Source organism: Streptomyces sp. NPDC056527 (assembly GCF_042794475.1).
In the GTDB taxonomy this organism is placed as follows: Bacteria; Actinomycetota; Actinomycetes; order Streptomycetales; family Streptomycetaceae; genus Streptomyces.
Map to the genome: position 1 here is coordinate 1 of NZ_JBHTTQ010000130.1, position 18,551 is coordinate 18,551.

The window sequence follows — 18,551 nt, forward strand, 5'->3', positions numbered from 1 at the left end:
GCGCCGATGGTACTGCAGGGGGGACCCTGTGGGAGAGTAGGACGCCGCCGAACAATTTTTAGCCTCAACCCCCGGACTCCGTCCGGGGGTTGAGGCATTTTTGCGTTCAGGGGGCAACCGACCCCTGTGTACGGTCCCGTCATGGCTGAGGGTAAGGTCAGGGGGCATCATTGGCACGTTCCCACAGGAGGCCCCCGGGTGGAGGTCCAGGAGACTCGCGTTCAGACGGACCGGGTCCTCACCATCCCCAACATCCTGAGCATGGCTCGCCTCGTCGGCGTGCCGCTCTTCCTGTGGCTGATTCTGCGACCCGTGTTCGGCGGTCCGAACAGCGATGGCTGGGCCTTGTTGGTGTTGATGCTCAGCGGCGTCAGCGACTATCTCGACGGTAAGCTCGCCCGGCGCTGGAACCAGGTCAGCAGCCTGGGCCGGCTCCTCGACCCCGCCGCCGACCGGCTGTACATCGTTTCCACCCTCGTGGGCCTCACCTGGCGGGAGATCCTGCCACTCTGGCTGACCCTCGCCCTTTTCGCCCGCGAGTTGATGCTGCTGGTGATGGTGGGTATCCTCCGCCGCCACGGCTATCCTCCGCCGCAGGTGAACTTCCTCGGGAAAGCTGCGACATTCAACTTGATGTACGCGTTCCCCTTGCTGCTGCTGAGTGACGGAACGGGCTGGCTTTCGTCACTCGCCGAAGTTTTCGGGTGGGCCTTCGCAGGATGGGGTACAACTCTGTATTGGTGGGCAGGGATCCTCTACGTGGTCCAGGTCCGTCGACTCGTCAAGGCGGATACCGCGGCCGATTGAGCCCGTCTGTCCTGTGCCGTGCAACGTCGCCGGCATGAACGAGGACGCCCTAGGGCCACTGAAGGACTGGTGAAGTCGGCAGGACCGTCGTCTCTTCAAGGAGGACGCTTCCGACATGAAGGCCGTCGTGATGGCCGGTGGCGAAGGAACCCGACTTCGCCCGATGACCTCGAGCATGCCCAAGCCTCTCCTGCCGGTCGCCAACCGGCCGATCATGGAGCACGTCCTGCGACTGCTCAAGAGGCACGGTCTCAACGAGACCGTCGTCACCGTGCAGTTTCTCGCCTCGCTCGTCAGGAACTACTTCGGTGACGGCGAGGAGCTCGGAATGGAGCTCACGTACGCCAACGAGGAGAAACCTCTCGGCACCGCGGGGAGTGTGAAGAACGCCGAGGAAGCGCTGAAGGACGACGCCTTCCTCGTCATCTCGGGAGACGCACTCACCGATTTCGACCTCACCGATCTGATCGCCTTCCACAAAGAGAAGGGCGCCCTCGTCACCGTCTGTCTGACGCGTGTGCCGAATCCGCTGGAATTCGGCATCACGATCGTCGACGAGGAAGGACAGGTCGAGCGCTTTCTCGAGAAGCCGACCTGGGGCCAGGTCTTCTCGGACACGGTGAACACGGGCATCTACGTGATGGAGCCCGAGGTCTTCGACTACGTCGAGGCCGACACCTCCGTCGACTGGTCGGGTGATGTCTTCCCGCAGCTCATGAAGGAAGGCAAGCCGATCTACGGCTATGTCGCCGAGGGCTACTGGGAGGACGTCGGTACCCACGAGAGCTACGTCAAGGCACAGGCCGACGTACTCGAAGGAAAGGTCCAGGTCGAACTCGACGGCTTCGAGATCTCGCCCGGAGTGTGGGTCGCGGAAGGCGCGGAGGTCTCTCCGGACGCCGTCCTCCGGGGGCCGCTGTACATCGGTGACTACGCGAAGGTCGAGGCGGGAGCCGAGATCCGCGAGCACACCGTCATCGGCTCGAACGTGGTCGTCAAGAGCGGCGCGTTCCTTCACAAGGCCGTCATCCACGACAACGTCTACATCGGGCAGCAGAGCAATCTGCGCGGCTGTGTGATCGGGAAGAACACCGACATCATGCGGGCCGCCCGGATCGAGGACGGCGCGGTCATCGGCGACGAGTGCCTCGTCGGCGAGGAATCGATCGTTCAGGGGAACGTCCGGGTCTACCCCTTCAAGACCATCGAGGCAGGCGCCTTCGTCAACACCTCGGTCATCTGGGAGTCCCGCGGCCAGGCCCATCTCTTCGGGGCGCGCGGGGTCTCCGGAATCCTGAACGTGGAGATCACGCCCGAGCTGGCCGTACGGCTCGCGGGGGCGTACGCCACGACGCTGAAGAAGGGATCGACCGTCACCACGGCGCGTGACCACTCCAGGGGTGCCCGCGCGCTGAAGCGGGCGGTGATCTCGGCGCTCCAGGCCAGTGCCATCGACGTACGCGACCTGGAGAACGTGCCGCTGCCGGTGGCGCGGCAGCAGACCGCGCGGGGAAGCGCCGGCGGGATCATGCTGCGGACCTCGCCCGGTGTGCCGGACTCCGTGGACATCATGTTCTTCGACGAGCGGGGTGCGGATCTGTCGCAGGCCGGGCAGCGCAAGCTGGACCGGGTCTTCGCACGTCAGGAGTATCGGCGGGCGTTCCCGGGCGAGATCGGTGACCTCTCCTTCCCGGCGAGCGTCTTCGACTCGTACACCGGCTCGCTGCTGCGGAACGTGGATACCTCCGGAATCGCCGAGGCGGGTCTGAAGGTCGTCGTGGACGCCTCCAACGGCAGCGCGGGGCTCGTTCTGCCGAGCCTCCTCGGCCGGCTGCAGGTGGACTCGCTGACGATCAACGTGGGCCTCGACGAGTCGAGGCCCACGGAGTCGGCGGAGACCAGGCGGGCCGGGCTCGTGCGGCTCGGGGAGATCGTCGCGTCGGCGCGGGCCGCGTTCGGGGTGCGGTTCGACCCGGTGGGCGAGCGGCTGTCGCTCGTCGACGAGCGGGGCCGGATCATCGAGGACGACCGTTCGCTCCTGGTGATGCTCGACCTGGTGGCGGCCGAGCGGCGCTCGGGGCGGGTGGCTCTGCCCGTGACGACCACGAGGATCGCCGAGCAGGTCGCCGCGTACCACGGGACGCAGGTGGAGTGGACGACGACCTCGCCCGACGATCTGACGAGGGTCGGGCGCGAGGAGTCCACGATCTTCGGCGGCGACGGTCGGGGCGGGTTCATCATTCCCGAGTTCAGCAGCGTCTTCGACGGTGCCGCGGCGTTCGTGCGGCTCATCGGGCTGGTGGCGCGGACGCAGCTCACGCTGAGCCAGATCGATGCCCGTATCCCGCGGGCGCATGTCCTGCGGCGGGACGTCGCGACGCCGTGGGCCGTGAAGGGGCTCGTGATGCGCCGGGTCGTGGAGGCGGCCGGGGACCGGTCGGTGGACACCACCGACGGGGTACGGGTCGTGGAGGCGGACGGTCGCTGGGTGATGGTGCTGCCCGACCCGGCCGAGGCCGTCACCCATCTGTGGGCCGAGGGGCCGGACGACTCCTCCGCGCAGGCGCTGCTCGACGAGTGGTCGAACGTGGTCGAGAGCGCAGGTCACTGACGGTTGGGGCGGATGTGTCGGGAGGTGTTCTTCGGGCGCCTCCCGGCACATCGGTGGGGCCATTCGGCGGTAGCACCCCCGACGTGCGACGATGTTCGGCATGTCGCAGCAGCCCCCCGTTCGGAGCACCGGATCGCAGCCCCCGCGTCCGGACGCATCCATGTCGCTGCTGAACAACGTGATCGACCACGCGCTCGACGACGGTTACGCGGAGGCTTCGGCCCGGCGTGAGGCGGAGGGCGGCGGGCTGCCGCGGACGCTGCGGGCCAAGCTCGGTCTGGCGGCCGGCCTGGTGCTCGCCGCCGCGGTGGTGACGGTGGGTGCCGCCGAGGCGCGGATCTCCGCGCCGGTCGTCGCCAAGGAGCGGCAGGAGCTCATCGGCCGGATCGACGCGGAGACCGACGCTGCCGACAAGCTGGAGCAGGACGTCGAGCGGATCCGCGCCGAGGTCGGCGAGCGGCAGCGCGCGGCGCTGGAGCAGCACGGCGGTGACCAGGCCGAGCTGGTGGCGCTGCTGTCGGGGGCGACCCCGGTGCACGGTCCGGGTGTGAAGCTCGTCGTCGACGACGCCAAGGACACCGAGCAGGGTGGCGGTGGTCCCCGGGAGAACAGCGGGTTCTCCGACACGGGCCGGGTCCGCGACCGTGACATGCAGCGGGTCGTCAACGGGCTGTGGCAGTCGGGCGCCGAGGCCGTTGCGATCAATGGCCAGCGGCTGACGTCGCTGTCGGCGATCCGGGCGGCGGGCGACGCCATACTGGTCGACAACAAGCCGCTGGTGCCGCCGTACACGGTGCTCGCGGTGGGGGACGGGCAGCGGCTGAGCACCGCGTTCCAGGACAGCGCCGACGGCCAGTACCTGCATGCGCTGCAGGAGAACTTCGGGATCCGCACCAGCATCTCGGCCGAGGCGGACGTGCGTCTGCCAGCAGCGCCGAGCCTGATCGTACGTACAGCAGAGCCGAGGGGAGCCGGGGCCGCCAAGCCCACCGGGCAGGCCACGGCCGACACAGGGAAGGGCACATCTTGATCGCCGTACTGGGCCTGATCGTGGGAGTGGTGGTCGGACTGTTGGTCCGGCCCGAGGTTCCGGCGGTGGTCGAGCCCTATCTTCCGATCGCCGTGGTCGCCGCCCTCGACGCGGTCTTCGGTGGCCTGCGTGCCATGCTCGACGGCATCTTCGTCGACAAGGTCTTCGTGGTCTCCTTCCTGTCGAACGTGGTGGTGGCCGCGCTGATCGTCTTCCTCGGCGACAAGCTGGGCGTGGGCGCGCAGCTGTCGACCGGTGTCGTCGTCGTGCTCGGCATCCGCATCTTCTCCAACGCCGCCGCCATCCGGCGGCACGTGTTCCGGGCGTGACGCCGATGAGCAACGACGTGCACCCCGAGACGCCCGAGAACCCGGACGACGGCAAGGCGACGCCGGCGACCCCCGCCGCGCCCGCCGAGTCCGGGAAGCAGCTGACCGGCCGGCAGCGGCTGGCCGCGGGGCTGTGGCCGCCGCGGGTGAGCCGGGCCCAACTCATCGTCGCCCTGCTGCTGTTCGTCCTCGGTCTGGGTCTCGCCATCCAGGTCCGTTCCACCAGCGACAACAGTGCGCTGCGCGGCGCCCGTCAGGAGGACCTGGTCCGGATCCTCGACGAGCTCGACGACCGTACGCAGCGCCTGGAGGACGAGAAGGCGCGCCTGGAGAACCAGCGTTCCGAGCTGGAGTCCAGCTCGGACCAGGCGGAGGAGGCCCGCAAGCAGACCCAGGAGAAGGAGCAGCAGCTCGGCATCCTGGCCGGTACGGTCGCCGCCGAGGGTCCGGGCATCACGTTGACCGTCGCGGGCGCGGCGGCGGCGGTCGAGTCGGACATGCTGCTCGACGCGATCCAGGAGCTGCGCGCCGCGGGCGCGGAGGCGATCCAGATCAACGACGTACGGGTGGTCGCGGACAGTTACTTCTCCGGTGCGGGCGGCGATATAGAGATCGATGGAACGAAGGTGACCGCTCCGTACGTCTTCAAGGTCATCGGCAAGCCCGAGGATCTCGAGCCGGCGCTCAACATCCCCGGTGGAGTCATTCAGACACTGGAGAAGGAGCAGGCCACGGCGACCGTGGCCAAGTCCGAGAAGATCGTCGTGGATGCCTTGCGACCTGCGAAGCGGCCTGACTACGCTCAGTCGTCCTCGCAGTGAGGCGGGGGTGCATGGCGGTCGCGCGACAAGGGGGAGTCGTTGCGGGGGGTCGCCGCATCACAAGCGTGGTGCGTGGTGGAAACTGTCCGGAGGATACGGACGTTGTGAAGGTGTCCGGGTCGGCAGGTGTGTTCATTCAGGGTTCGTCCTGCCCCACGGGCGGGTCTGTTTCGGTCAAGGGGAATCGCCCGTGAGTTTTTTTGCGAAGTTGTTCGGCAAGAGCGCACGCGAGGATGGCGGCAACGCCAAGCACCGCGCGCCGCGCCATGCCCAGAGCGAGGAACAGGGCGGCGAGCGTCCGCTGTTCCGTGATGAGGTCGGCGGCCAGGGCGAGGATGTCGCGGGCGCGCACGGCGCGTCGTCTGTTGACCCTGCCGGTGCCGGGCGCATAGGTTTCGGGGAACCATCAACCTCAAGTACGGGTGGAGGGTTCACCCCCGATCCGTATGCGACCCAGACCTCCGCGGGTCAGCCGCGGCAGGAGGATGCGTCCATGCCGGTGTGTACGAGGTGCGGTCACCGCAACACCGCGGACAGCCGCTTCTGCTCCCACTGCGGCACGCCGCTGCGGGGCGGGGCGCCCGTGGAGCGCGCGTCCGAGACGACGTCGACGATCTCGATCTCGGGCCTTGAGGCGTACGACGCCGAGGTCACCGGTCAGACGGCCATGCCGTCCCTCTCGCCCGAGGCCCTGGCGGCCGTCGAGGCCCTGCCGGCCGGATCGGCCCTGCTCGTCGTGCGTCGCGGTCCGAACTCGGGCAGCCGCTTCCTGCTGGACAGCGAGCTGACCACGGCCGGCCGTCACCCGCAGAGCGACATCTTCCTCGACGACTTCACCGTGTCGCGGCGCCACGTCGAGTTCCGGCGGGCGCAGGACGGCAGCTTCACCGTCGCCGACGTCGGCAGCCTCAACGGCACGTACGTGAACCGTGAGCCGATCGAGTCGGTGGTTCTGTCCAACGGCGACGAGGTGCAGATCGGCAAGTACCGGCTGGTCTTCTACTCGAGCCAGCGGGGCGTGTGACGCCTCCGGGAAGTCTTCAGGGAAGGTCCATGCTGCGAACACCGACGGGCGGTGCCGGACTCGGCACCGCCACCGCGGGCGACCGGCTGGTCAGCATCGGGACGGTGCTGAACCAACTGCGTGACGAGTTTCCCGAAGTCACCATTTCCAAGATCCGGTTCCTGGAGGCCGAGGGGCTCGTCGAGCCCCGGCGGACCGCCTCCGGGTACCGGAAGTTCAGCGTGCAGGACGTGGAGCGGCTCGCCCAGATCCTGCGGATGCAGCGGGACCACTATCTTCCGCTGAAGGTCATCCGGGAGCATCTCGACGCCCTCGCCCGGGGCGAGCAGGTGAAGCTCCCGTCCCCCAGCCCGCAGCGGGATCTGCTCGACGGGGCCTGGGAACCGGAAGGCGACCGTCCGACCGCCGCGCGGGTGGGGCGGGCCGAGCTGCTCGCCGCCGCGGAGGTGAGCGAGGAGGAGCTCGCGGAGTGGGAGTCGTACGGGCTCATCGCCGCGGGAGCCGGGGGCGGCTATGACGCCGAGACCGTCACGGTCGCCAGACTTGTCGCGGATCTGGGGAGATTCGGTCTGGAACCGCGACACCTCAGGGCGGTCAAAGCGGCCGCCGACCGGGAGGCGGGTCTGGTCGAACAGGTGGTCGCGCCGCTGCGCCGGCACCGTAACCCGCAGACCAGAGCACATGCCGAGGCCACCGCGAAGGAGCTCGCCGGGCTGTCCGTCCGGCTGCATGCGGCACTGGTCCAGACCGCTCTGGGGCTCCGACTTCAGTGATCTTGTGGGGGCCCGACTACCCAAACCGGTCGAGCACGTCCTAGGGTTGCTGTGTGAACGAGCTCGACGTTGTGGGTGTCCGGGTGGAAATGCCCTCCAACCAGCCGATCGTGCTCCTGCGTGAAGTGGGAGGCGATCGGTACCTCCCCATCTGGATCGGACCGGGTGAGGCGACCGCGATCGCCTTCGCCCAGCAGGGCATGGCCCCCGCCCGGCCGCTGACGCACGACCTCTTCAAGGATGTCCTTGAAGCCGTGGGCCAGGAGCTCACGGAGGTCCGCATCACCGACCTCCGTGAAGGCGTCTTCTACGCGGAGCTGGTCTTTGCCAGCGGCGTCGAGGTGAGCGCCAGGCCCTCCGACGCGATAGCGCTCGCCCTGCGGACCGGAACGCCGATCTACGGCAGTGACGGTGTGCTCGACGACGCCGGTATCGCGATTCCGGACGAGCAGGAGGACGAGGTGGAGAAGTTCCGCGAGTTCCTCGACCAGATCTCCCCCGAGGACTTCGGGTCCAGCAGCCAGTGAGGTCCAACAGCCACTGAGGCGGGCCGGCCATGGGCCGGCCACCGGCCGTCGCGCGCCGGGTGCGGTCAGGGCATTCGAGTAGCCTTTCCCCGGAGAGAGACACGGGAAACCACTCTCAGGGTGATTATCACTCGGCGTGCCGAGTGTGGCGATCGTTGACGCACCCCGAGTGACTGCCTACCTTCGTGTGGGCAGGTCAAGGACGGAGGGTCGGCGTGATGAGCAGCGGCGACGGTACGGCAGGGGGCTCTCTCGGGCATGCGCCCGGGGAGAACGGTCCGTATCCGCTTCACGGCAGTGTGGGCGACTTCGGTACGGACGTGAGTGCGGGCCCGGCTGCGGCATCCGGGACGGACGTGGTGGGCTACCGCGGTCCGACGGCGTGTGCGGCTGCGGGAATCACCTATCGCCAGCTGGACTACTGGGCGCGCACCGGGCTCGTGGAGCCGAGCGTGCGGCCCGCGTACGGATCCGGGACGCAGCGGCTGTACAGCTTTCGGGACGTCGTCGTTCTCAAGATCGTCAAGCGGTTCCTGGACACCGGGGTCGCGCTTCAGAACATCCGGGCCGCCGTGCAGCACCTGCGTGCACGTGGCTTCCGAGACCTGGAGCGCATGACGTTGATGAGCGACGGGGCCACGGTCTACGAGTGCTCCTCGCCGGACGAGGTCGTCGACCTGCTCCAGGGCGGGCAGGGCGTCTTCGGGATCGCGGTGGGCGTGGTCTGGCGCGATGTGGAGGCGGCGCTCTCGCAGCTGCACGGGGAGCGCGTCGACACCGGTGAGACGCTGATCGGCCACAACCCGGGTGACGAGCTCGCGCGGCGTCGGCGGGACCGGGCGGTCTGAGCGTCGGCCGGACTCTTCCGGCCGTCGGCGACAAGCCGTCCGGGCGACGATCCGCGCTCGGCGTGGGCGTCCGCGTCGGCTGGTCGGTCCGGCGCGGGGGAGCGCGACGGGAGTGTCGGGCGGGTTTCGACGCGCCCGTACGTGTGTGCGGGTCGAATGTCAGTGGCGTAGGGCAGCATCGGATATGTGAGAGCCGCGCCGACGATTCTGCATCTGGACATGGATGCCTTCTTCGCCGCCGCCGAGCAGGCGGCGAAACCGAGTCTGCGCGGGAAACCGGTGGTGGTCGGAGGGCTGGGCCCGCGCGGGGTCGTCGCCACCGCTTCGTACGAGGCGCGGCGCTTCGGGGTGCACTCCGCCATGCCGATGGCGCAGGCTCGCCGGCGGGCGCCCAACGCCGCCTATCTCGTGCCGCGCTTCGGCTTCTACCGGGGGATCAGCGAGCAGGTCATGGAGCTGTTGGGGCGGCTGTCGCCGCTCGTGGAGCCGCTGAGCCTGGACGAGGCCTTCGTGGACCTGGAGGCCGGGGGTGTGGCCGACGACAGCCAGAGCGCGCGGGAGGCCGGTGAGCGGCTGCGCAAGGACATCCTCGCCACGACCGGGCTGACGGGGTCGGTGGGGCTCGCCGGGTCCAAGATGCTGGCGAAGATCGCCTCGGAGGAGGCGAAGCCGGACGGGCTGGTGCTGATCGAGCCGGGGACCGAGCGGGAGCTGCTGGGGCCGAAGTCGGTGCGGATCCTGCCGGGCGTCGGGCCGGCCACCGGGGAGCACCTGCGGCGGGCCGGGATGACGACGGTGTCGGATCTCGCGGAAGCGGGCGAGGACGAGCTTGTACGGCTCCTTGGGCGGGCGCACGGGGGGTCTCTGTACCTCATGGCCCAGGGGTACGACGATCGGCCCGTGGTGGCCGAGAGGGACACGAAGTCGGTGTCGGTGGAGGACACCTTCGACGTGGATCTCCATGACCGGGTGCGGATCCGGACGGAGGTGGAGCGGCTCGCCGAGCGATGCGTGGGGAGGCTGCGGGCGTCGGGACACTCGGGGCGGACGATCGTGCTCAAGGTGCGGCGGTTCGACTTCTCGACGCTGACGCGTTCCGAGACGCTGCGAGGGCCGACGGACGACACGGTGGTGGTGCGGGAGGCCGCGGGCCGGCTGCTCGAGGGGGTCGACACGACGGGCGGGGTCCGGCTGCTCGGTGTGGGGGTGAGCGGGCTCGCGGACTACACGCAGGAGGACCTGTTCGCGCAGGCGGCGGAGGCGGCGGAGCCGGCGGAGGGAGCAGGGGAGGCTTCACCCGTGGAGGCGACCCCGGAACCGGAGGCTCCCGTCGAGCGGCGCTGGTCGCCCGGGCATGACGTACGGCACGCGGTGTACGGCGCCGGGTGGGTGCAGGGGAGCGGGGTGGGGCGGGTCACCGTGCGCTTCGAGGAGCCCGGGTCGGCGCCGGGGCGGGTACGGACTTTTCTCGTGGACGACCCGGAGCTGGAGGCGGGGGAGCCCCTGCCGCTGGTGGGGGGTACGCCCGCCCTTCGCCCGGGCATATCGCTCCCACCCTCCCCCTGAGCTTCGGCGTTCGGTTTGGGCGGCGCGGAGTCGGTCAGGGGCCCCTCGGGCGGCGGGGGTCGGTCAGGGGCCGCGCGGCCGGTGGTGGGGGCGTCAGCTTTCCTCTTGGCCTGCCAGGCGGCCGAAGTCCCGGTCCGGGGGCGGTGGGGGGAGCGAGATGTTGTAGTGGCGGTAGAGCTGGAGCTCCTGTTCGGGGGAGAGGTGGCGGCCCACGCCGAAGTCCGGGGCGTCCTTGATCAGGGATCGGTCGTACGGGATGTGCAGGCCGTCCTTGGCCAGCTCGCTCGGCTCCAGGGGGACGAACGCGTCCCGGCTGAAGAGGCCTGTGCGGACCGCGGCCCACTCGGGGACGCCGGTGGCGTCGTCCAGGTACACCTCGTCCACGGTGCCGATCTTGTGTCCATCGCGGTCGTACGCCTTGCGGCCGATCAGGCTGCGCGGATCGATGTCGGTCTGCACGGTCCCTCCAACGGGTCGCACTGCTCTACAAAGACTACGAAAGTGCACATCTGGGATGTCGGCCACTTGAGCGATGGCTTCCGGAACCTCGCTGGTAGGCTGGCTGTGGCTGTCGACCCTGTGCGGGAGAGTCCTCCGGAGAAACCTTTCGGAGGCGCCGAAGGAGCAAATCCTCCCCGGAATCTCTCAGGCCCCTGTACCGCACGGACGAGGTCACTCTGGAAAGCAGGGCGGACGTCCGACGGCATCCGCTCTCACCGACGGTGAAAGCCGGCGAGCCCCTTCGGCGTGCCGGTGAAACTCTCAGGTTGAGATGACAGAGGGGGAGGCCGTCCGGGCACCCGCGCCGTTGGTGCCCCTCGCAGGTCGTGACGACCAGGAGGCCTCCGTACATGACCGCCAACCGCATTCCGCTCTCCGAACTCGAACAGGGCATCCCGTTCGAGCAGCGGCACATCGGGCCCGACGCCGAAGCACGGGCCAAGATGCTCGCGCAGGTCGGCTACGGCTCCCTCGACGAGCTCACGGCCGCCGCCGTGCCGGACGTGATCAAGAACGCCGAGGCGCTCGGTCTGCCCTCCGCTCGTACCGAGGCCGAGGTCCTCGCCGAGCTGCGTGAGCTCGCCGACCGCAACCAGGTCCTCGCACCGATGATCGGCCTCGGTTACTACGGCACCTTCACCCCGCCGGTGATCCTCCGCAACGTCATGGAGAACCCGGCCTGGTACACGGCGTACACGCCCTACCAGCCGGAGATCTCGCAGGGCCGTCTGGAGGCGCTGCTCAACTTCCAGACCATGGTCGCCGACCTCACCGGTCTGCCCACCTCCGGCGCCTCCCTCCTCGACGAGGGCACCGCGGCCGCCGAGGCCATGTCGCTCTCCCGCCGCGTCGGCAAGGTCAAGAACGGTGTCTTCCTCGTGGACGCCGACGCCCTGCCGCAGACCATCGCCGTCATCGAGACCCGCGCCGAGCCGACCGGTGTCGAGGTCGTCGTCGCGGATCTGTCCGAGGGCATTCCCGCCGAGATCGCCGAGCGCGGCGTCTTCGGTGTGCTCGTCCAGTACCCGGGCGCCTCCGGTGCCGTCCGCGACATCAAGCCGCTGATCGACGCCGCTCACGAGCTCGGCGCGATCGTCACCGTCGCCGCCGACCTGCTCGCGCTGACCCTGCTCACCTCGCCCGGTGCGCTCGGAGCCGACATCGCCGTCGGTACCACCCAGCGCTTCGGTGTCCCGATGGGCTTCGGTGGACCGCACGCCGGCTACATGGCCGTCCAGGACAAGCACGCCCGCTCCCTGCCGGGCCGCCTCGTGGGCGTCTCCGTCGACGCCGACGGCAACCGGGCCTACCGCCTGGCCCTGCAGACCCGCGAGCAGCACATCCGCCGTGAGAAGGCCACCAGCAACATCTGTACCGCGCAGGTGCTGCTCGCCGTCATGGCCGGCATGTACGCCGTCTACCACGGCCCCGACGGCCTCAAGGGCATCGCGCAGCGCACCCACCGGTACGCGGCGATCCTCGCCGCGGGCCTGAAGGCCGGCGGTGTCGAGGTCGTCCACGGCGACTTCTTCGACACCCTCACCGTCCGGGTGCCCGGCAAGGCCGCCGAGGCCGTCGCCGCCGCCCGCGAGACGGGCGTCAACCTGTACCTCGTCGACGCCGACCACGTGTCGATCTCCTGCGACGAGACCACCGGGCGCGCCCAGCTCGCCGCCGTGTGGGCCGCCTTCGGCGTCGACGCCGACATCGAGGCCCTGGACGCAGCCACCGAGGACGCGGTGCCCGCCGGGCTGCTGCGCTCGGACGCCTACCTCACCCACCCGGTCTTCCACGCGCACCGCTCCGAGACGTCGATGCTGCGCTACCTGCGCAAGCTCGCCGACCGCGACTACGCGCTCGACCGCGGCATGATCCCGCTCGGCTCCTGCACCATGAAGCTGAACGCGACCACCGAGATGGAGCCGGTGACCTGGCCCGAGTTCGGGCAGATCCACCCCTTCGCCCCGGTCGAGCAGGCGCAGGGCTACCTCACGCTCATCACCGAGCTGGAGGAGCGTCTCGCCGAGGTCACCGGCTACGACAAGGTGTCGATCCAGCCGAACGCCGGTTCGCAGGGCGAGCTGGCCGGTCTGCTGGCCGTCCGCGCCTACCACCGCGCCAATGGCGACGAGCAGCGCACCGTCTGCCTCATCCCGTCGTCCGCGCACGGCACCAACGCCGCCTCCGCGGTCATGGCCGGCATGAAGGTCGTCGTCGTCAAGACCGCCGACGACGGCGAGGTCGACGTCGCGGACCTGCGCGCCAAGATCGAGCAGTACCGCGACGAGCTCTCCGTGCTGATGATCACCTACCCGTCCACGCACGGCGTGTTCGAGGAGCACGTCGCCGACATCTGCGCCGAGGTCCACGACGCCGGCGGCCAGGTGTACGTCGACGGCGCCAACCTCAACGCGCTGGTCGGCCTGGCCAAGCCGGGCAAGTTCGGCGGCGACGTCTCGCACCTGAACCTGCACAAGACCTTCTGCATCCCTCACGGCGGCGGCGGCCCGGGCGTCGGCCCGGTCGGTGTGCGCGCGCACCTCGCGCCGTACCTGCCGAACCACCCGCTGCAGCCCTCCGCCGGCCCGGAGACGGGCGTCGGCCCGATCTCGGCCGCCCCGTGGGGCTCGGCCGGCATCCTGCCGATCTCGTGGTCGTACGTGCGTCTGATGGGTGGCGAGGGCCTCAAGCGCGCCACGCAGGTGGCCGTCCTCGCGGCGAACTACATCGCCAAGCGCCTGGAGCCGCACTACCCGGTGCTCTACACCGGTCCGGCCGGCCTGGTCGCCCACGAGTGCATCGTCGACCTGCGCCCGCTCTCCAAGTCGACCGGCGTCAGCGTCGACGACATCGCCAAGCGTCTGATCGACTACGGCTTCCACGCGCCGACGATGTCGTTCCCGGTGGCCGGCACCCTGATGATCGAGCCGACCGAGTCCGAGGACCTCACCGAGCTCGACCGCTTCTGCGACACGATGATCGCGATCCGGAACGAGATCGAGAAGGTCGCGTCGGGCGAATGGCCGGCGGACGACAACCCGCTGCGCAACGCCCCGCACACCGCGGCGGCGCTGGGCGGCGAGTGGAACCACGCGTACACCCGTGACGAGGCGGTCTTCCCGGCCGGTGTCTCGGCCGCCGACAAGTACTGGCCGCCGGTCCGCCGGATCGACGGTGCGTTCGGTGACCGCAACCTGGTCTGCTCCTGCCCGCCGCTGGACGAGTACGACAACTGAGCACGGGCGCGGGCGTGAGCACCAGCTGAGCGCCGTCGGCAACCGGGCATGAGTCAGGGCCGGTTCGGAGAGTTCTCCGGGCCGGCCCTTGCGTGTTCCCTCGTACGGTGTGGTGCCCGACGTGCCCTGTCGTCAGGCGGCGGTCGTCACCCGGCCCGCCGTCAGCGGGCGGTGCGGGGCGATGATCTGGCCGTCCGGCAGCAGTTCACCGGTGTCCTCGAAGAGCAGGACCCCGTTGCACAGCAGGCTCCAGCCCTGCTCCGGGTGGTGCGCCATCAGTCGTGCCGCCTCCCGGTCGGCGGAGTGGGCGGTGGGACAGGCAGGCTGGTGCTGGCACATGGATGGGTTCTTTCGCTGCGTCGTGGTGTCTGTCGTCCTGCGGCTCGATGCGGTGCTCATGGCCGCCCCCCGTTGTCGGTTCGGTTGGTCCAGTGTTCCCCTACGGACGTCGATCCGCAGGTATTTCACGGCAGCTCTTCCTACTGCATGAAGACGTATCACCCGCGCGGGCGGTTCAACTCAACTGGGCGGTCTCTTCGGATGGTTCGGAGTAGTCCTGGCGGGCTAGTCCGTACGGGGCAGGGTGTTCGACGGTGGCGTTCGGGCAGCGCGGCGCCCCGCGAACCGGGTGGTCGCGGGGCGTGCGCGCTGCGGACGAGCTTCGGGTGCGGTGGTTCAGGCCGGCGCCGGAGTGCCGAACAGCGGCGGCGGGGCGAGGCGCATCGTCAGGACGGGCAGCAGGTCGGCGACGCGGTGCGGACGGTGGGAGGCGATGCCGGGTGGCGCGGGGGCGAGGGGGATCAGGAGGTCGGCCGGTGCGGGCGAGGCGGACGCCCCGTCGGCCTCCGTGTCTCCGTGGAGCCACAGCGTCAGCATGTACAGCTCCGGTACGGACAGCAGGCGCGGCTGGTACGTCGTGGGCAGCGTCTCGGCCTGGAGCAGGGCGCGTTCGGTGGCGGTGACGTACGGACCCTCGAAGAAGTGCGAGAAGGACCAGCCGTCGGGCGTGAGCATGGTGTCGGCGGCGGCGACGGCACGGTCGGTGCCCCGGATCAGGAAGCGCCAGCCGACGAGCCGCGTGCGCGGCGCCTGCCCTGACGGGACGACCTGGTCCCGCACGTCGAGGACATGGACGGGCAGGGGCAGCTCGGGGCTCAGAGGCCCTTGGGCGGCCCGGAGGGCGGGAGTTCGGGCCTCGCGGACGGCGGTGGGGGAACCGAGGGCCGTGAGGACGCTGCGCAGGGCCGGCGCGGGGGCCGGGGAGGGTCGGAGCATGGTGGGTCGCCTCTCACTCAGGAGACACGGTGATGCGTGGGCAGGTACGACGGCGCTGTGGGCTGCCGGAGAGGGGCCATGAAGTCATGGCCGGGCGCCAACACTCTGCCTCGTTCGCGGAGTTTATACGAGACGTGTTCACACGTTGTTTCCGCTAGCGGTCGCCGATATTGCGAGCAAGGCGTCATCAGGCCTTGTTCCAGGGGTGATTCGCAGCATTTGCCGCGAGGGTACTTCGTCTGCCTGCGGCTTCGTCGCCGCTGCGGACGGCCGAATATCGACCCCATGCTTTCCGTGCTTATGCCGGGGGAATATGTCCTTTGCCGAGTGACCCCGGGATGTGCCGGATGATTGCTCAATCCAGCCTACCTGGCGGTGGGGTGACTTCGCAGGCGTTATGGATCAGTCGGCTGGGCATCATCGTCCGTGACGCGCGCGGCCGTCGCCGTGGCCGCCCAATCGGGGAGGGACGCTTCCATGGGGGAGAAGGTCGTGGCAGACGGGTTCGACCTGTCCGATCGGCAGAGATACCGCAGGAAGCTCCAGCAGTGCCTGGCGGGGCTCGCGAGGCTCCTGGCGGAGAAGAGGTTCGACCGTCCGCGGAATCTGATGGGCCTGGAGATCGAACTCAATCTCGCGGGCGTGGACGGTATGCCGCGGATGGTGAATGCGGAGGTCCTGGAGCGCATCGCGAGCTCGGATTTCCAGACGGAGCTCGGAATGTTCAACCTCGAAGTGAACATCGCTCCGCACCGTCTCGGCGGCCGCGTATTCGACCGGCTCGCGGAGGAGTTGAGGACCGGTCTGGGATATGCCGACCGCAAGGCCCGCGAGGTCGACGCCGGCGTCGTCATGATCGGAATTCTGCCGACGCTCTCGCAGAATGATCTCGTCTTCGAGAACCTCTCGGCCGTCGACCGGTACACCCTGCTCAACGATCAGATCGTCGCCGCCCGGGGCGAGGATTTCAGCCTCGACATCCAGGGGGTCGAGCGGCTCACCTGCACGTCCACGTCGATCGTGCCCGAGGCGGCCTGCACCTCCGTGCAGTTGCACCTCCAGGTCACCCCGGCCCGGTTCGCCGCGGTGTGGAACGCGGCCCAGGCCGTGGCGGCGGTCCAGATCGCCGTCGGCGCCAACTCGCCGTTCCTCTTCGGCCGGGAGCTCTGGCGCGAGTCCCGGCCGCCGCTGTTCCAGCAGGCCACGGACACCCGACCGCCGGAGCTCCAGGCGCAGGGGGTCCGGCCGCGCACGTGGTTCGGGGAGCGGTGGGTGGATTCGGCGTACGACCTGTTCGAGGAGAACCTGCGGTACTTCCCCCCGCTGCTGCCGATCTGCGACGAGGAGGACCCGCTGCTCGTCCTCGACCAGGGCGGGGTGCCGCGCCTGCAGGAGCTCGTCCTGCACAACGGAACGGTCTACCGCTGGAACCGGCCGGTCTACGGCTGGGTGGACGGGGTCCCGCATCTGCGCGTGGAGAACCGGGTGTTGCCGGCCGGACCGACGGTCACCGACGTCGTCGCCAACGCGGCGTTCTACTACGGGCTGGTGCGGGCGCTGGCCGAGGAGCCCCGGCCCGTGTGGAAGAGGCTGGCGTTCGAGGACGCCGCCGCGAACTTCGACGTCGCCTGTCGTCACGGGATCGAGGCGGAGCTGCGCTGGCCCCGGCCGGGGCGCTCGGGCGGGGTCTCCACGGTGTCCGCGGTGCGTCTCGTCCTCGACGAGCTGCTGCCGCTGGCCGCGTCGGGGCTCGACGCCTGGCACGTCGAGCCGGCCGACCGCGACTTCTATCTCGGCGTGATCGAGGAGCGCTGCCGGGGCCGGGTCAACGGTGCGTCCTGGCAGGCCGAGACCTTCCGCCGGGCACGGGAGTCCGGCCTCGACCGCGAGGCGGCCCTGGCGGCGACGACGCGCCGGTACGCGGAGCTGATGCACGGCGGCGAACCGGTGCACCGGTGGCCCCTGGGCATCGCATAGGGATCCGCCGAGCCACCCGAGAGGTCCCGGGACGGCGCCCGGGCCGGTGTCGAGCGGGAGTCCGCCGACGCCCGGGCCGGTACGGGGCAGAAGTCTCGCGGCCCCCGGGACGGCGCCCAAGCCGCTGTCCAGCAGGGGTCCGCCGAGCCCCGGGACGGCGTTCGGGCCGGTGTCGGGCGGAAGGCCCCGACGCCCGGGCCTGCATCCAGCAGGCGGTCGCCGAGCCCCGGGACGGCGCTCAAGCCGCTGTCCAGCAGGGGTCCGCCGGCCCCGGCGCGGCGCCCATGTTTGGTGTCGGGCGGAAGTCTCGTGGTCCCCGGAATGGCGCCCGGGTCGGCATTTCGCGCATGATCTCCGTACCCGGAACGCGATGGGGAAGTGGAGACAGGTGTGGTGTCGGAGCAACGAGTGGTCGCCGATTCTCTTCCTCCCGACGGCCTGCCGCGCCGGATCCTGCGGTCCGAGACCCTGATCGTCCTGGGGCTCTCGCTCGGTGCGAGCGCGGTGTCGTCCTTCATCAGCTTCGTCGGTGCGCTGACCAAGTCCGGCGGACTGAAGGAGCAGGCGGCGATGCTCAACGGCTCGTTCGCCCCCGGACGGCCCTGGCTCGATCTGGCCTGGCAGCTCTTCGGCATCGCCACCGCGCTGATGCCGGTCCTGCTCGTGGCGCATCTGCTGATGCGGGAGGGCTCCGGGCTGCGGGCGATCGGCTTCGACCGCACCCGGCCCTGGCCGGACCTCGGGCGGGGCGCGCTGGTCGCCGCCGTGATCGGCAGCGCCGGCCTCGCCTTCTACCTGGGGGCGCGGGCCACCGGCTTCAATCTGACCGTGGTGCCGGAGTCGCTGCCGGAGGTGTGGTGGAAGTACCCCGTCCTGATCCTGTCGGCGATCCAGAACTCCGTACTGGAGGAGGTCATCGTCGTCGGCTATCTGCTGCGACGCCTCGGGCAGTTGGGCTGGACGCCCATGGCCGCGCTGGTGGCGAGCTCGGTGCTGCGCGGTTCGTACCACCTGTACCAGGGGGTCGGGGGGTTCGTCGGCAACGTCGTGATGGGCGTGGTCTTCGTGCTGCTCTACCGCCGCTGGGGGCGGGTGGGTCCGCTCGTCGTGGCGCACGCGCTGCTCGACATCGTGGCCTTCGTCGGCTACGGACTGCTGGCGGGGAAGGTGGACTGGCTGCCCACCATCTAGACGGGAGAGCTGCGGAAGGGGCGTACGGCGACGGC

Annotated in this window: 16 protein-coding genes and 1 riboswitch; of the genes, 13 read left to right on the forward strand and 3 right to left on the reverse strand. The window is 69.8% G+C overall.

The window, feature by feature from the left end:
• Positions 1-198: 198 nt before the first annotated feature.
• From ACFQ7Q_RS34220 to ACFQ7Q_RS34265, 10 genes are all read left to right on the forward strand, one after another.
• Positions 199-807 carry a CDP-alcohol phosphatidyltransferase family protein gene (locus ACFQ7Q_RS34220; RefSeq protein WP_376446678.1) on the forward strand — a complete coding sequence of 203 codons (609 nt, stop codon included), beginning with the start codon at positions 199-201 and terminating at the stop codon, positions 805-807.
• A gap of 115 nt (positions 808-922) precedes the next feature.
• Positions 923-3,418, forward strand: a complete 2,496-nt coding sequence (locus ACFQ7Q_RS34225) for a sugar phosphate nucleotidyltransferase (RefSeq protein ID WP_383562089.1) — start codon at positions 923-925, stop codon at positions 3,416-3,418.
• Positions 3,419-3,518: 100 nt separating this feature from the next.
• On the forward strand, positions 3,519-4,448 hold the full coding sequence (locus tag ACFQ7Q_RS34230; RefSeq protein ID WP_383562091.1) for a DUF881 domain-containing protein: 930 nt from the start codon (positions 3,519-3,521) through the stop codon (positions 4,446-4,448).
• Entirely contained in the window at positions 4,445-4,777 is a 333-nt protein-coding gene (locus ACFQ7Q_RS34235) for a small basic family protein (RefSeq protein ID WP_015032176.1), read from the forward strand. Before ACFQ7Q_RS34230 ends, ACFQ7Q_RS34235 begins: the two co-directional genes overlap by 4 nt.
• Positions 4,778-4,782: 5 nt before the next feature.
• Positions 4,783-5,598 carry a DUF881 domain-containing protein gene (locus tag ACFQ7Q_RS34240; protein ID WP_383562093.1) on the forward strand — a complete coding sequence of 272 codons (816 nt, stop codon included), beginning with the start codon at positions 4,783-4,785 and terminating at the stop codon, positions 5,596-5,598.
• A gap of 82 nt (positions 5,599-5,680) precedes the next feature.
• Positions 5,681-6,622, forward strand: a complete 942-nt coding sequence (locus tag ACFQ7Q_RS34245) for an FHA domain-containing protein (RefSeq protein ID WP_383562113.1) — start codon at positions 5,681-5,683, stop codon at positions 6,620-6,622.
• 29 nt (positions 6,623-6,651) lie between these two features.
• Positions 6,652-7,395, forward strand: coding sequence for a MerR family transcriptional regulator (locus ACFQ7Q_RS34250; RefSeq protein WP_383562095.1), 744 nt, complete (start codon positions 6,652-6,654; stop codon positions 7,393-7,395).
• Between the two features lie 53 nt (positions 7,396-7,448).
• The gene (locus ACFQ7Q_RS34255; protein ID WP_026281837.1) at positions 7,449-7,922 is read left to right on the forward strand and encodes a bifunctional nuclease family protein; all 474 of its coding nucleotides are present in this window, start codon (positions 7,449-7,451) and stop codon (positions 7,920-7,922) included.
• 218 nt (positions 7,923-8,140) lie between these two features.
• Complete coding sequence (locus tag ACFQ7Q_RS34260) at positions 8,141-8,770, forward strand: MerR family transcriptional regulator (RefSeq protein WP_383562097.1); 630 nt, start codon at positions 8,141-8,143, stop codon at positions 8,768-8,770.
• A gap of 186 nt (positions 8,771-8,956) precedes the next feature.
• Positions 8,957-10,336, forward strand: a complete 1,380-nt coding sequence (locus ACFQ7Q_RS34265) for a DNA polymerase IV (protein ID WP_383562099.1) — start codon at positions 8,957-8,959, stop codon at positions 10,334-10,336.
• Positions 10,337-10,429: 93 nt separating this feature from the next.
• On the opposite strand, the gene ACFQ7Q_RS34270 is transcribed toward ACFQ7Q_RS34265, so the two are convergent.
• Entirely contained in the window at positions 10,430-10,795 is a 366-nt protein-coding gene (locus tag ACFQ7Q_RS34270; RefSeq protein ID WP_383562101.1) for a PRC-barrel domain-containing protein, read from the reverse strand.
• Positions 10,796-10,908: 113 nt separating this feature from the next.
• Positions 10,909-11,007: riboswitch (glycine riboswitch) on the forward strand.
• A gap of 180 nt (positions 11,008-11,187) precedes the next feature.
• Here ACFQ7Q_RS34270 and gcvP point away from each other — a divergent pair.
• Positions 11,188-14,073 carry an aminomethyl-transferring glycine dehydrogenase gene (gene gcvP / locus ACFQ7Q_RS34275; protein ID WP_383562103.1) on the forward strand — a complete coding sequence of 962 codons (2,886 nt, stop codon included), beginning with the start codon at positions 11,188-11,190 and terminating at the stop codon, positions 14,071-14,073.
• A 132-nt stretch (positions 14,074-14,205) separates the two neighbouring features.
• Here the strand turns inward: gcvP and ACFQ7Q_RS34280 are convergent, their stop codons facing one another.
• Positions 14,206-14,412: a DUF5999 family protein gene (locus ACFQ7Q_RS34280; RefSeq protein ID WP_383562105.1), complete on the reverse strand. Its 207-nt coding sequence runs from the start codon at positions 14,410-14,412 to the stop codon at positions 14,206-14,208.
• A 336-nt stretch (positions 14,413-14,748) separates the two neighbouring features.
• A complete protein-coding gene (locus ACFQ7Q_RS34285) occupies positions 14,749-15,348 on the reverse strand; it encodes a hypothetical protein (protein ID WP_383562107.1) in 600 nt (199 codons plus the stop codon).
• Between the two features lie 477 nt (positions 15,349-15,825).
• On the opposite strand from ACFQ7Q_RS34285, the gene ACFQ7Q_RS34290 reads away from it, so the two are divergent.
• Both ACFQ7Q_RS34290 and ACFQ7Q_RS34295 read left to right on the forward strand, forming a co-directional pair.
• A complete protein-coding gene (locus ACFQ7Q_RS34290; RefSeq protein WP_383562109.1) occupies positions 15,826-17,325 on the forward strand; it encodes a glutamate-cysteine ligase family protein in 1,500 nt (499 codons plus the stop codon).
• Positions 17,326-17,718: 393 nt separating this feature from the next.
• On the forward strand, positions 17,719-18,516 hold the full coding sequence (locus ACFQ7Q_RS34295) for a CPBP family intramembrane glutamic endopeptidase (RefSeq protein ID WP_383562111.1): 798 nt from the start codon (positions 17,719-17,721) through the stop codon (positions 18,514-18,516).
• Positions 18,517-18,551: the final 35 nt, after the last annotated feature.